The organism is Paucibacter sp. TC2R-5 (assembly GCF_025717605.1).
Taxonomy (GTDB): Bacteria; Pseudomonadota; Gammaproteobacteria; order Burkholderiales; family Burkholderiaceae_C; genus Paucibacter_A; species Paucibacter_A albus.
In genome coordinates this window covers 449,871-463,341 of the sequence record NZ_JAJIRQ010000002.1, presented here as the reverse complement: position 1 = coordinate 463,341, position 13,471 = coordinate 449,871, and the positions used below count along the sequence as shown (strand labels likewise).

General features: G+C 62.6%; 14 protein-coding genes. 11 read left to right on the top strand and 3 right to left on the bottom strand.

What is annotated here, in order from left to right:
* Nucleotides 1-87 precede the first annotated feature (87 nt).
* Nucleotides 88-900, top strand: coding sequence for a polyphosphate kinase 2 (gene ppk2 / locus LNV08_RS05755; protein ID WP_414858691.1), 813 nt, complete (start codon nucleotides 88-90; stop codon nucleotides 898-900).
* A 69-nt stretch (nucleotides 901-969) separates the two neighbouring features.
* Here the strand turns inward: ppk2 and LNV08_RS05750 are convergent, their stop codons facing one another.
* Both LNV08_RS05750 and LNV08_RS05745 read right to left on the bottom strand, forming a co-directional pair.
* On the bottom strand, nucleotides 970-1,926 hold the full coding sequence (locus LNV08_RS05750) for a sulfite exporter TauE/SafE family protein (protein WP_263532713.1): 957 nt from the start codon (nucleotides 1,924-1,926) through the stop codon (nucleotides 970-972).
* 68 nt (nucleotides 1,927-1,994) lie between these two features.
* Nucleotides 1,995-3,020: a hypothetical protein gene (locus LNV08_RS05745; protein ID WP_263532712.1), complete on the bottom strand. Its 1,026-nt coding sequence runs from the start codon at nucleotides 3,018-3,020 to the stop codon at nucleotides 1,995-1,997.
* A gap of 219 nt (nucleotides 3,021-3,239) precedes the next feature.
* Here LNV08_RS05745 and LNV08_RS05740 point away from each other — a divergent pair, with 219 nt between their 5' ends.
* From LNV08_RS05740 to LNV08_RS05695, 10 genes are all read left to right on the top strand, one after another.
* Nucleotides 3,240-4,040, top strand: coding sequence for a c-type cytochrome (locus LNV08_RS05740; protein WP_263532711.1), 801 nt, complete (start codon nucleotides 3,240-3,242; stop codon nucleotides 4,038-4,040).
* Nucleotides 4,041-4,170: 130 nt separating this feature from the next.
* Nucleotides 4,171-4,767: a hypothetical protein gene (locus LNV08_RS05735; protein ID WP_263532710.1), complete on the top strand. Its 597-nt coding sequence runs from the start codon at nucleotides 4,171-4,173 to the stop codon at nucleotides 4,765-4,767.
* Between the two features lie 66 nt (nucleotides 4,768-4,833).
* Entirely contained in the window at nucleotides 4,834-5,889 is a 1,056-nt protein-coding gene (locus tag LNV08_RS05730) for a DUF4105 domain-containing protein (protein WP_263532709.1), read from the top strand.
* Nucleotides 5,890-5,907: 18 nt separating this feature from the next.
* Entirely contained in the window at nucleotides 5,908-8,190 is a 2,283-nt protein-coding gene (locus tag LNV08_RS05725; RefSeq protein ID WP_263532708.1) for a patatin-like phospholipase family protein, read from the top strand.
* Between the two features lie 97 nt (nucleotides 8,191-8,287).
* Nucleotides 8,288-8,893, top strand: coding sequence for a DUF4136 domain-containing protein (locus tag LNV08_RS05720; protein ID WP_263532707.1), 606 nt, complete (start codon nucleotides 8,288-8,290; stop codon nucleotides 8,891-8,893).
* Nucleotides 8,894-8,922: 29 nt separating this feature from the next.
* Complete coding sequence (locus tag LNV08_RS05715) at nucleotides 8,923-9,372, top strand: hypothetical protein (RefSeq protein WP_263532706.1); 450 nt, start codon at nucleotides 8,923-8,925, stop codon at nucleotides 9,370-9,372.
* Nucleotides 9,373-9,390: 18 nt separating this feature from the next.
* Nucleotides 9,391-10,206 carry a pyrroline-5-carboxylate reductase gene (proC, locus tag LNV08_RS05710; protein ID WP_263532705.1) on the top strand — a complete coding sequence of 272 codons (816 nt, stop codon included), beginning with the start codon at nucleotides 9,391-9,393 and terminating at the stop codon, nucleotides 10,204-10,206.
* Nucleotides 10,207-10,221: 15 nt separating this feature from the next.
* The gene (locus LNV08_RS05705) at nucleotides 10,222-10,794 is read left to right on the top strand and encodes a chorismate--pyruvate lyase family protein (RefSeq protein ID WP_263532704.1); all 573 of its coding nucleotides are present in this window, start codon (nucleotides 10,222-10,224) and stop codon (nucleotides 10,792-10,794) included.
* A gap of 43 nt (nucleotides 10,795-10,837) precedes the next feature.
* The gene (locus tag LNV08_RS05700; protein ID WP_263532703.1) at nucleotides 10,838-11,374 is read left to right on the top strand and encodes a hypothetical protein; all 537 of its coding nucleotides are present in this window, start codon (nucleotides 10,838-10,840) and stop codon (nucleotides 11,372-11,374) included.
* A gap of 27 nt (nucleotides 11,375-11,401) precedes the next feature.
* On the top strand, nucleotides 11,402-12,418 hold the full coding sequence (locus LNV08_RS05695; RefSeq protein WP_263532702.1) for a Gfo/Idh/MocA family protein: 1,017 nt from the start codon (nucleotides 11,402-11,404) through the stop codon (nucleotides 12,416-12,418).
* Between the two features lie 14 nt (nucleotides 12,419-12,432).
* Here LNV08_RS05695 and ubiA read toward each other — a convergent pair whose 3' ends face one another.
* Nucleotides 12,433-13,338 carry a 4-hydroxybenzoate octaprenyltransferase gene (ubiA, locus tag LNV08_RS05690; RefSeq protein WP_263532701.1) on the bottom strand — a complete coding sequence of 302 codons (906 nt, stop codon included), beginning with the start codon at nucleotides 13,336-13,338 and terminating at the stop codon, nucleotides 12,433-12,435.
* Nucleotides 13,339-13,471: the final 133 nt, after the last annotated feature.

Below are 13,471 nucleotides of genomic sequence, written 5' to 3'. Positions count from 1 at the left end.
ATGAAGATGGCAAGCAAGAAGAGAATCAGAAGCGCCGCGGGCCATGCGAGCGGCGCTGCGCTTGACGAGGTCGTGGCGAGCAGCGCCATGGCGGCTTTGGCCGACACGCCAGCCGAGAGCAAACCCAAGACCATGGGCGCACGCGACTATGACGACGCGCTTGAAAAGCTGCACGCCGAGTTGGTGGTGCTGCAGCAATGGGTGCAGCACAAGGGTTTGAAGGTTTGCATCTTGTTCGAGGGCCGCGACGGCGCCGGCAAGGGCGGCACTATCAAGGCGCTGACCGAGCGGGTCAGCCCGCGGGTGTTCCGTGTGGTGGCGCTGCCCGCGCCGACCGAGCGCGAGCAGAGTCAGATGTATATCCAGCGTTATGTGAAGCATCTGCCGGCGGCCGGCGAGGTGGTGATCTTTGACCGCAGCTGGTACAACCGCGCCGGCGTCGAGCGGGTGATGGGCTTTTGCACCGAGCAGCAGACGCAAGAGTTCCTGAACACGGTGCCGGCGTTCGAGAAGGCGGTGGTCTCGTCCGGCGTCATTCTTCTGAAGTATTGGCTGGAGGTCAGCCCCGAGGAGCAGACACGCCGCCTGACCGACCGCATCGAAGACGGCCGCAAGCAATGGAAGCTGACTGAGATGGACCTCAAGTCCTATAGCCGTTGGTTTGACTACTCGCGCGCTCGTGACGATATGTTCAAGGCCAGCGACAGCTCTTGGGCACCTTGGTATGTGGTGCCCTCGGACTACAAGCGCCGCGCCCGGCTCAACGTCATTCAGCATGTGCTGCGCAACATCCCGCACGAGACCTTGCCGCAGGAAAAGGTCAAACTGCCCAAGCGCCAAAAGCGCGGTGACTATGTGGAGCCCGACTACCCGTTCCGCCTGATTCACGAGGTGTATTGACGCTAAGGGAGGCTCTGCATAGCTCCGAGCGGCGTGTGCACCCACTCGCGCTTAGTTATGCAGAGCATCCTAAGCGGCGAAACTTTTCCACAAAGACCGCAGCGACAGGCCCAGCAAAAGCAGGCCGACGGCGATGCGCAGCGCACGCTGCGGCAAGAGGCCGCACATGCGGGCCGCCAGCGGCGCGGCAATCACGCCGCCCAAGAGCAGAGCGGCGATGATTTGCCAGTGCATCAGGCCTACCGCAAAGGCCAGCGCTACGCCGGTGACGGTGGCAATCACAAACTCGGCGGCGCAGACGGTGCCGATGATGCGGCGCGCGTCGGCGCTGCGGCTCAAGAGGCTCCCGGTGACGACCGGACCCCAGCCGCCGCCGCCCACCGCGTCCAAAAAGCCGCCCGCACTGGCCGCCAGGCCGGTGGCCTTGTGTGAAGGGCTGGCGTCGCTTGCCGGCACCTTGTGCTTGAGCAGCGCCTGGGCCAACAGCCACAAGGCGGCCAGCAGCAAATAGCCATCAATAAAGGGTCGCAAGGCCTTGCCGTCGATTTGCGAGAGCAGGGCCGCGCCGAGCAGCGCCCCAACAGCACCCGGCAGCACCAGGCGGCGCCACAGGCGCCCGTTGACATTGCCGGCACGCCAGTGCGCCAGGCCTGAGGCGCCGGTGGTGCCCATTTCGGCAATGTGCACGCTGGCCGAAGCGACCGCCGGCGGCACGCCGATGCTGAGCAAGAAGCTGGTGGACAACAAGCCGTAGGCCATGCCCATCGCGCCGTCGACGATCTGCGCCGCAAAGCCAACCATCACGACCGTGCCCAGCGTCACGCCGCCCACTTCCATCATCCAGAGCGCCTGCAGCGCAGCCCACGCTTGAGCCGGCCGGCCTTCCTGAACCGGGTGGGTCCAAGCGAACACCAGCAGCGCCTCGACCAAGAGCAGGCCAGTCGCTAGCGCAACCCAGCCGCGCGAGGCGAGGCCAGGGCTTTTGATGGCCGAGATGGCCGATATGGATGCAGGCGTTGATGGCATCCGCGCACTGTAAAGAGTGCGCGGATTTTTCTAAACAACAAAGTTGTTAGAAGCTTATGCGCCCGCTATCAATGCAGGCGCTCGCAAGCGGCGCCGCCAAGCAGCCGTACCGGCAGCGTCAGCTGCGCGCCCACGCTCAGCTTGGCCCAAACCTCCGGTTTGACGGTACAAGTCCAGCTGTCTTGCAGTCTTTGGCCTTGCAAGCTGAGCATATAGCGTTCGGTCTGAGCGCCTTGCCGTTCGGTGCCGACTTTTTTGCTTTGAAACAAACGGCTGGGCAGATCGACTGTCGGCCAAGTGGGCTCGGGATGGCTGAGTTGATTGGCCACGACCTGCCTATCGGTGCGCCAGCGCAGCACTTTGTAGCTGCAGCGCATGTCATAGACCGGCTCTTGGCGGTAGTTGGTGATGCATGATTTTTGGTAGCGGAAGCTGCCGTCGCCGTTGTCGACCCTTTCGTTGCTGCAGGTCTGCCCATCGGCCACTTGTCGGTGCGAGCGCAGCTCACGCGAGCGCCACACTCCATAGGCGTCGCTGGGCATTTGATCGCACCAATCGGAGTCGCGCAGCTCGTTCAGCCGCTCGATGGCGATGCTGCGCTCCCAGGACTTGGCCACCAGGCTGACCTCATTGTCGCGTGTCATCAGATAAGCGGTGATGGCGCTGGCCAGCAGGGCCAGCAACACAGCGCCCAAGAGCCAGCCCCAGGGCCAATGCCGGGCGCGCGGCGCTGAGCTTGTCGCAGCAGCGCCGGCGCTGGCTCCACTGCCAGCCAAGGGGCGTGGGCTGCTTTGGTCGGCGCCTTCGTGAACCAGAGCCACCGGTTTGCTGCCATCTTGGCCCGCGCTGCAGTTGATGCAGAACTTGGCGCTGGCGGCGTTGGGGCTGCCGCAGTAACCGCATTGCCAATCAGCGCCGACGTAGCGGTGATGCTTGGCTTCGATCTCTTTGCCTTCGGGCGGAAAGTAGCGCCGGCTGGCATCCTGCGCCGCGCCGCAATGAGGGCAGTGGCGGTGCGTCAGGCCGAGCAGGCCGGTGGCGTGGCAGTGGGGGCAGTCCCACCACATCTCAAAATGCTGGTCGTCTTGGCTCATCGGGAACGGGGGCGCTGGCTTGGTCTTGGGCTTGGCAATGGGCGACGGATTGTCGCCGCTGGGCCTGTGCGCGCCAGCGGTTCAAACCGGGTTTCCGTGAAGCTTGCCCCTTACGATTCGCCGCCAAAGCGCAACAAACGCGCTTATGCTGTGCCTGCCACTGCCAAAAGGGGTTTAGCCATGACTGCTTACTCGACCCGTCGCTGTCGCGCCCCTGTAATGAGCGCGCTGTTCATGGGTTTGCTGCTGACCGCAGCCGCGCAGGCCGCAGCCCAGCCGCCGGCCTTCAAGCTCCCCGACGAGGCCAGCATCCCTAGCGGCCCGGCCGGCGACGCGATCAAGCTGGGCAAGACGCTGATCACCGACACCCAGAAGTTGTTGCCCGCACATGTCGGCAACGGCCTGAACTGCAGCAACTGCCATTTGGCGGCCGGCACCACGCCGGGGGCCGCGCCCTATGTGGGCTTGTGGGGTGTGTTCCCGGAGTTCCGCGCGCGCGGCGGCCGCATCAATTCGCTGCAGGAGCGGGTCAATGACTGTTTTGAGCGCTCGATGAATGGCAAGGCCCTGGCCTTTGACTCGAAAGAAATGAACGCCATCCTGATGTATATGCGCTGGCTGTCTAACGGCGTACCTACCGGCACCGAGGTGGCCGGGCGGGGCATGGGCAAGGTTGACACCAAGCTGATCCCCGATGCTGCTCATGGCAAGGCGATCTATGCCGAGAAATGCGCTGTCTGCCACGCGGTGGACGGCGCCGGCACCAAAAACCCGGCCGGTGGCTATGTGTTCCCGCCGGTCTGGGGTGAAGCGTCCTACAACATCGGTGCCGGCTTGGCGCGCACCTACACGGCGGCCGGCTTCATCAAACACAATATGCCGCTCGGTCAGGGCGGCTCGCTCAGCGATCAAGACGCCATCGACGTGGCTGAGTTCATGACGCACCAGCCACGCCCGGCCTTCGCCGGCGCGAAGAATGACTATGCCTCGGGTAATAAACCTAAGGACGCACGCAATTAAAGTGCAGCAGTTTTTTGGCGGGCCCGCCAAACATGTCACAAGCTAATGCCTAGAATGCGCTGTCTCATGGGACGCAGCGCTGCTGCCATGAGCTTGGATTCAAACCCGTCAACCTATTGGAGAACTTGCAATGACTCGTCTTTCACGTATCGCTTTGGCTTGCGCATTGACCCTGGCTCTGCCCTTTGCCGCTAACGCGCAAGTTGCCGCCGCCGGCATCGCTGCCAGCGCTCCCGGTGCTCGTTTGATGGCCGGTGAAGTGGTGGTTCGTGCCACCGTGATCGAGGTTGACCAAGCTGCACGTACGGCCACGCTGCGTGGCCCTAAGGGCGAGACCCAGACCATCTCGGTGCCGGCCGAGATCAAGAATTTTGACCAGGTGCGCGCCGGCGACGAGTTGGTGGTGCGCTATATGGCCGCCGTAGCGGCCAAGCTGGAAAAGGTTGAGGCTACCGGCATTCGCCAGCGCGTGGAGTCCAGCAGCGCCGCTGTTGCCGCTTCCGGTGCTCTGCCAGGCATGGCCGCCGGTCGGACTGTCGAAGTGCTGGCCGTGTTGAAAGGATTGAACAAGAAGGATCGCATCGCGACGCTGCGCGGCGCTACTCGCACTTTCTCGCTGGCCGTGCCCGAAGGCATTGACATCTCCAAGCTGAAGGTCGGTGATGAAGTGCGGGCTGCCTTCACCGAAGCGATCGCCATCAACGTCGAGCGCGCAGCTGCCAAGTAAGCTTTTTTTGCAAGTGCGGCGCAAGGGTTCGCCAGGTACGAAGCTTTTCTTCATCGGAGCCTGGCGATGACCGTCATTGAAAATCTGGGCCGCGGCTTGCTGGCCTTGCTGCTGCTGCTGTGCGCCGCCTGGGGCGCGATGGCGTTTTGGTTTGCCGGCCCGGCGCCGGCATCTCAGCGCTATGCCTTGTTGGCGGTGCTGTGCCTGGTCACCTTGCTGACCCTGACGGCGCAACTGCTGCCGGCTTGGCACCGCCTGCGTTGGTGGGCGGTGGCCGGCTTTGGGCTGCTGTTTGCGGCGCAGCTGTATTGGTATGTCAATCTGCAGCCGTCTAACGACAGGGATTGGCGGCCTGAGGTCGCGGTCTTGCCTTTTGCCACGGTCGACGGCAATTTCGTCACCGTGCACAACATCCGCAATTTTGACTACCGTAGCGAGCATGACTTCACGCCGGCTCACTATGAGCGGCGCTTTGACCTGAACAAGCTCGAGGGTGTGGACGTCGTCAGCACCTATTGGATGGGTCCGCATATTGCCCATGTCTTTCTCAGCTTTGCTTTTGCCGACGATCAGCATCTGGCGTTTTCGATCGAAACCCGTACCGAGAAGGGCGAGGGCTACTCGACGCTGAAGGGCTTCTTCCGGCAGTACGAATTGTTTTACGTCGTGGCCGATGAGCGCGATGTGATCCGGCTGCGCACCAATTACCGCAAGGACCCGCCCGAGGACGTTTTTGTCTACCGGGTCAAGGCCAGCCCCGAGGGCGTGCGGCGCCTGTTCCTGGAGTACATCAGGCAGATGAATGAGTTGAAGGAAACGCCGGCCTTCTACAACAGCCTGACGACCAACTGCACCACCAATATGTGGGTCAATGCCCGCATCAACCCCAACACCTTGCCCTTCAACTGGAAAGTGCTGGCCAGCGGTCATGTGCCCGAATATTTGTATGAGCAAGACCGCTTGGTGACGGACGGGCTGAGCCTGGAAGAGTTGCAGGCGCGGGCTCATGTCAACCGGCGCGCCCAGGCGGCCGACACTGCGGCCGATTTCTCGCGCCGCATTCGAATTGCCGAAGCCAAGTCCGAGCCGACATCCGCCGCATCCTCGGCCGCCAAGCCTTAACCTAGAGCCTTGTTCTTTATGAGTCCAGCCCTGCGTCATCCCTTGGCCATCGCCGCAGCACTGACCTTGCTTGCCGCGCCGGGCTTGGCCCTCGCTCAGCCCGCCGAAGCGGCTGTTGTTCCGCTTGAAACTCCGCTTGCCACGCCGCTTGTTGCGGCCGACGCCTTGCCGGTCAAACGCCCGAAGATTTGCCTGGTGCTGTCCGGCGGCGGCGCGCGCGGGGCCGCGCATACCGGCGTGCTGAAGGTGCTGGAAGAGCTGCATGTGCCTATCCACTGCATCACCGGCACCAGCATGGGTGCGCTGGTGGGCGGCGCCTATGCGACCGGCATGAGCGTGGATGAAATGGACGCGGTCAATGCCGACATCACGGTCGCCAAGCTGTTCAAGGAGAAGCCTCCTCGGCTGGAAATGACGATGCGCCGCAAGGCCGATGATCATGCCAACTACATCGGCCCGGAAATCGGCCTGGGCTCGGCCGAGGCCTCCTTGACCAAGGGTGCGGTTTCGGGCGTGCAACTGGAAACGGTGTTGCGGCAGCTCTCCAAGGTGCGCGGTTATCGCAGCTTTGACGACTTGCCGATTCAGTTTCGCGCCGTCGCCACGGATCTGGTGACGGGCAAGGCGGTGGTGTTCGGCGAAGGCGATATGGCCAATGTGATGCGGGCCAGCATGTCGGTGCCCGGCGCGGTGGCGCCGGCCGAGATCAACGGCATGATGCTGGTGGACGGCATGCTGACCAGCAATCTGCCGGTCGCCGCAGCGCGCGAGCTGGGTGCCGATGTGGTGATCGCCGTCAACGTCGGCACACCCTTGCTCAAGCGCGAGCAGCTCAGCAGCATCTTCGGTGTGGCCGGGCAGATGTTGAGCATCTTGACCGAGCAAAACGTGCAGGCCTCGATTGCCTCGCTGAAGCCCGGTGACATCTTGATTTCGCCGGAGCTGGGGGATTATTCGACCGGCGACTTTGATAATTTGCCCAAGATTTCGCCGCTCGGCGAAGCGGCGGCTCGCAAGGTAGCCGAGCAGTTGAGCCGTTACTCCGTGCCGGCGGAAGAATATGCTGCGCTGCGCCGCAAGCAAAGTGCGCCGGTACCCGCCGATCTGATGCCAGTGGACGAGATCCGCTTTGTCAATCTGAAGCGCGTCAATCCGGCGGAAGCGCAAAAGGTGATGCAGACGACCGTCAAGGAGCCGATCGACCAGGAAGAGCTGGATGCCGATATGCGCCGGCTCTATGGCACCGGCGACTTCGAGCATGTGAATTACCGAACCCTCAGAGATGGCGAGCGCCGCGTGCTGGCGATCGATGCCATGGAGAAGTCTTGGGGGCCGACCTATCTGCGTGTCGGCATTGCCCTTGACAGCGATTTTGGTAGCGAGACCAATGCCAATCTCTTGGCCTCGGTGCGCAAGACCTGGATCAACACCATGGGCGCGGAATGGCGTACCGACATCAGCATGGGCGGCAATAACCGGCTGCGTACCGAGTTCTATCAACCGTTTGAGGCCGGCAAGAATTGGTTTGTTGCGCCGACGCTGGACCTGTCCCAACGCTTGGTATCCATCTACGAGGGCGACCGTAAACGGGCCATTTATTCGCTCGTTTCGGGGCAGGTCGGCCTCGACATCGGGCGTAATTTTTACCAGTACGGGACGTTCAGACTGGGTATGGTGAGCGGCCGCCTGCGGCAAGATCTCGATACCGGCGATGATTTGCTGGGCCCTAAGCCCAGCCGTGTGAAGACCGGCGGCGTACAGGCCAGTTTGGTCATGGACCGCTTGGACAGCGTGCTGTTTCCGCGCAATGGCTGGCATTTTCGCGCCAATCTGTACAACTCCAATCCCAGTCTCGGCGCCGACTTTGCGTACTCGAAATGGGAGAGCAGCGTCATTGCGGCGTACTCCTTCGGAGAGGACACTTTCAACCTTGGCTTGTATGGCGGCGGCAAGTTGAGCGGCGAGCGGATTCCCGGCTATGACAGCTTGAAGCTGGGCGGGTTCTTGCGTTTGTCCGGTTACGCCCCCAGCCAGCTCTTGGGTCAAGAAATGACGCTGGGCCGTCTGATGTATTACCGCCGCCTCTCTCAGGGCAAGTTGCTGGAGGGGCTGTATGGCGGCCTGTCGCTTGAAATGGGGCGCATCGGCAGCCCCATGATTCAAAGCAATTCGGATGCTTGGAAGCGGTCGGCGTCTGTTTTCGTCGGCACGGATACCTTTGTCGGCCCGCTCTATTTTGGCTATGGCCGCGCCTTCAATGGGCCGAGCAGCTTCTATCTGCTGCTTGGGCCCGCTTTCTGATGCGCTGGCCGAAGCGCTAATATCTAAACCGGCTGGTTCGGCCCCCTGACAAAGGGGAGCCACAGCCAGCGCGTGTACCGCTCACTTGGAGATCGCCATGAAGAATTGCAAAAACCTGCTCCGCCTTACTTTTGCCCTAACGCTGGGCCTTGGTGGACTCGGACTGAGTGGCTGCGCGACCGGCCCGCAGGTGCAGGTGGAAATGGACAGGTCGGCCGACTTCGGCCAATACAAGACCTTCGCCTTTGTCAGCCCCTTGGGTACAGACCGCAGCGGCTACCAGACGATTGTTTCGGGCCAGCTGAAAGCCTCGGCCCAACGTGAGCTGGAGGCTCGGGGCCTGCGCTATGACGCTGCCGCGCCCCAGTTGCTGATCAACTTCAACGCGAGCCTGAGTGAGAAGCTGCGCGTCTCGCCCGGCCCCAGCTATGGCATCGGCTATTACGGCTATCGCGGCGGCCTGTATGCGCCCTGGCCTTACTACCGCGATATGAATAGCGTGTCCCAATACACCGAAGGCACGCTCAATATCGACGTCGTTGACGCCGTGCGCAAGCAAATGGTCTGGGAAGGTGTTGTGACCGGTACCGTTTCCGATCACCTGACACCTGAACAGACCGAGGCGGCCATCAACCGGGCCTTGGCTGCGGCTTTTGTAAAATTCCCGATCGGCTCGACGGCTCCGGCCGCCAAGGCGCCCTGAAACCCCGTCCCTCCCCCGATTGAATAGCCATGACCTTGAAGAGAATTTTGCTGGCCTTGCTGCTGCTCGGCCTGTTGGCCTTTGGCTATTTCTATATCGCGCTGAACTGGAGCTACTCCTCGGGTGAACGCGCCGGCTGGATTCAAAAGCTGTCCAAAAAGGGCTGGATCTGCAAGACCTGGGAGGGCGAGCTGGCGCTGGTGTCCATCCCCGGTAGCGCGACGGTGGAGAAGTTTCAGTTCACCGCCATGGATGATGCAATCGCGGCCGAGTTGACCGAGGTGATGGGCAAGCGCGTCACTCTGCATTACGAGGAGAAGGTCGGCCTGCCGACCAGCTGCTTCGGTGAGACCCGGCATTTCGTCACCAAGGTCGCAGTGGCCAATGACATCTCGCTGTCGCCCGGCGTGGTGGTGCAGCGCAACCCCGTCGCACCGGCCGAAGCGCCTGTGGCGGCATCGGCCGCTGCGTCGAACTGACCGCCAAGCGGACCCGCTATGACTCAGCCAGCGATTGCCTTCATCGGCGGCGGCAATATGGCCAGCGCCATCATCGGCGGCCTGCTCAAGGCCGGCCATCCTCTCGAACGATTGATCGTGGTCGAGCCCTATGAGCCGCAGCGCGCCAAGTTAGCGGCCGACTTTGGATTGAAGGCCTTGGAGGCGGCGGATTCGTCGCTGGCATCGGCCGATTTGCTGATGTGGGCCGTCAAGCCGCAGTTGTTTGCCGAGGCTGCCGCCCCTTGCGCCCCTTACGTGGCGCGGGCCTTGCAGCTGTCGGTGATGGCAGGCATACGCAGTGAGACGCTGGTGCGTGCCACCGGCGCGGCGCGGGTCGTGCGGGCCATGCCCAATACGCCGGCGCTGATTGGCCAAGGCATTGCCGGCCTCTACGCGCGCCCCGAGGTCAGCGCCGCCGACAAGGTTTTGGTCGAGCAGATTTTGGCCCCGACCGGCGATGTCTTGTGGGTGGAGCAGGAAACCGATCTGGATACGGTGACCGCCTTATCCGGCTCCGGCCCGGCCTACTTTTTCTACTTCATCGAGGCGATGATGGCGGCAGGCGTTGAGCTGGGTCTGAGCGCTGAGCAGGCTCGCCAGTTAGCGCTCGCTACCTGTGCAGGGGCTGCGGCACTTGCGCAGCAGTCCAGTGAAAGCCCGGCCACGCTGCGCGAGCGTGTGACGTCCAAGGGCGGCACGACCTACGCTGCGCTGAGCAGCATGCAGGCCGACGGCGTGGCCGAGGCGATTCAGCGCGGGGTCAAGGCGGCCGGTCAGCGCGCCCGCGAATTGGGTGACGAGTTCGGCGCCTGAGTCTGCCGCTCCGCTATGGGTATTGCGAGTCGTAACAGCCTGCGCGCCTGGCTACGTGCGCCCGGTTCACTGAGCCGTCGCTTGGCTCAGTTAGGCGAGCGCTTCGAGGTCGAACTCCTGAGTCAACGCATTGCTCCCTTGCGGGCGCGTGAGCTTGACGCCTTGGGTCGGCCCCGGCGCGGCTGCACCCTAGTGCGCGAGGTCATTCTGCGGGTCGATGGTCGGCCCTTGGTCTGGGCGCGCTCCAGCTTGCATGCCAGCGCCCTGGCCGGCCCCTGGCGAGCTCTGAAGGGCCTTGGCCCAAGACCACTTGCAGACCTGCTCTACAGCGATAGGCGCGTGCATCGCAGCGAGTTGCAGCCCCGGCGTTTGGCGCGTTACGGGCACACGCGCCGGCAGATGGAAAAGCAGTGGTTGCTGGCCACCGGCACGCCTGCCTCCAAGCAAATGTTGTGGTCACGCAACTCTGTTTTCAGCCGTTGTGGTGCTCAGTTACGTGTGATGGAGTTGTTTGTTCCGGAACTAGTACGCGATATACCGGTTATTAATCGCGTTATGACTTGCACAAAAATGAACAATAGGCCGTAGAATTACAAACTAGGGGGGTTCATCAGCCGTTTTGAGGAATCTCATGAAAACACGTGATATTGTCATTTTTAGCGGCGAACAATTCGCCGTCCCGCAGTGCATCCAGCGCATTGACCACCAGAGCACACATGGTTGGCAATTGCGATACGGTGGCACAAAACTCTATTCCGACCATTCGCAAGACGGTAGCGGCGCTGCTGCTGCCCTGGCCTTGGCGACCAAGGAATTGCTGAGTCGGATTGCCAAACTGCCGGCCCCGTCAAGGCTGCAGCGCAAACCGAGTGGCAACAAGGGCAATGACCTGCCGGTTGGTATCTCCGGACCCATCGTCAGGCAACGTGCCAGCAGCCGCGTGCGCGATTGCAGCTTCGCCGTGTCTTTGCCGCGTTATGGCCAGACGCCCAGTGGGCGCAGCGTCTACATCGGTACCGAGAACACCTACACGATCGAGAAGTACCAAGCCGCGCTCGCCAAGGCCGTGGAGCTGCGTGCCAAGGCCGAAGAGGTCTATCAGCGCGCCGCCACAAGAGTCAAGCGTGCCGAAGGCAAAGCTCTGAAGGCGCAGCTCAAGGGCAGTTGAGTTGGCGGGTTATTTGAGCGGATTTGCATGAGTGCCTTCCGCTGGGCCGTGATCGGCCCGGGCGGGATCGCTCGCCGCTTCGCCGCCGCCTTGCCTCATGTTGCCGGGGCCGAGTTGCGCTGGGTTTTGGGCCGCGATATGGCCCGGGCTCAAGGCTTTGCCGACGCTGCTGCCGAGCCCGGCCATGTGCCGGCGCAGGCTGTGGCTGACTTGGCCGGTTTGTTGGCTCAGCCCGAGCTCGACGGTGTCTACATTGCCACTCCCCATGCCCAGCATGGTGACTTGGTGCGCCAATGTTTGTTGGCCAACAAGGCCGTGCTGTGCGAGAAGCCGCTGGTGCCCAATCTGGCGCAGGCCGAGGCTTTGGTCGAGCTGGCGCGGCAGCGTCAAGTCTTCTTGATGGAGGCGGTCTGGACGCGCTTTCTGCCCGTCTACAAGATCGTGCAAGCCTGGCTGCAGGAGCAGGCCATCGGCCGCCTGTGCGGTATTCAATCAAGTTTTTGCTTCAACGCGCCGTTTGACCCGAGCAGCCGTGTCTACGACCCGGTCCTGGCCGGCGGCGCTTTGCTGGACATCGGCATCTACAACTTGACGATGACGCGCTGGGTCTTGCAACAAGCGCTGGGCGCTTGCCCGGAGCCGCTCTCGATTCAGGCCAGCGGCCTGCTGGCACCAACGGGCGTCGATCAACGCGTCTGCGGCATGTTGAACTTCCCCGGCGGCCTCAGCTCGCAATTCATTTGCGCGGTAGATGGCTTTGCCGACAACGGCTTGCGTATCTTTGGCGAGCGCGGCCACATCAGCTTGAACGGCGAATTCTCCTCTGCCACGCAGGCCTTCTTGCACCGCCACGGTGAGCCGCCGCTGCAGGTTCACGCGCCGCTGCGCTTCAACGGCTTTGAGTCCGAGATCGAGGAGACTCAAGCCTGCGCGCGCGGCGGCCTGATCGAAAGTCCGGTTGTGCCCCATGCCGAGACGCTAGCGACCTTGGCCTGGATGGACGAAATCAGGCGGCAGTTGGGTGTGCGCTACCCCTTCGAGTAAGTTTGGCTTCTTGTTCAGCGCAGCGCCAGATCCAAGGCTGTGCCTGCAAAGACTGCAAAGCCCAGCCAATGATTCACCCGGAAGGCCTTGAAGCAACCCTCCCTTGTGCGCGTGCGGATCAAGGAAAAATGCCACACAACTTGCGCCGCGGCGGCCAGCATGCCCAAGAGGAAAACCTTGCCCAGTCCGAAGCGCAGGCCCAAGGCCGTCCACGCGGCAAGATAGACGCCGTAAAACCCCATCACCGCCGCCACGTCGAAGCGTCCCAGCGTCAGCGCCGAGGTCTTGATCCCCAGGCGGATATCGTCGTCCCTGTCCACCATGGCGTACTCGGTGTCATAGGCCAGCACCCAGAATAGATTGGCCAGCAGCAGCGCCCAGGCCGACAGCGGCACGGCAGCGGTGATGGCCGCCAAACTCCAGCTCGTGCCACCCAAAGCCGCCGAGAACGCCATCGGAATGCCGAAGCTGAAGGCCACGCCCAGCACCGCCTGCGGCATGGCAAACACCCGTTTCGCATAAGGGTAGAGAACAGCGACCAAGAGCGCGCCGAAGGACAGCAGAATCGTCGGCGCATTGGTCGTCAGCACCAGTGCAAAGGCCGTGAGGGCAAGACCTGCCCCCAGCAACAAGGCCGCTTTGACGCTGACCGCGCCGCTGGTGACGGGCCGGTTGGCGGTGCGTTTGACATGCTTGTCGAAGTCGCGGTCGGCGACGTCATTGACACAGCAGCCGGCCGAACGCATCAGAACAGTGCCCAGCGTGAATACGATGGTGAGATGCCAGCCGGGAAAACCGTCGGCGGCGATCCATAGTGCGCTCAGCGTGGGCCACAGCAGCAGGAGCCAGCCGGTGGGCCGGTCCCAGCGGATTAAGTTGAAATAAGGGGCGAGGCCGGAGGCAAAACGAGTCGAGGGCATGGCCGCAGTTTAGCCACCCTTGTTGGCCTGGGCAGGGCAGGGCAGCGTTGCTAGGGGCTTACTTCGACGGCTTGGGGCGGCGCTTTAGCTAGGCGAGCAGGCCAGTTTTGGAGTACCCTCAGACAGCCGTCTC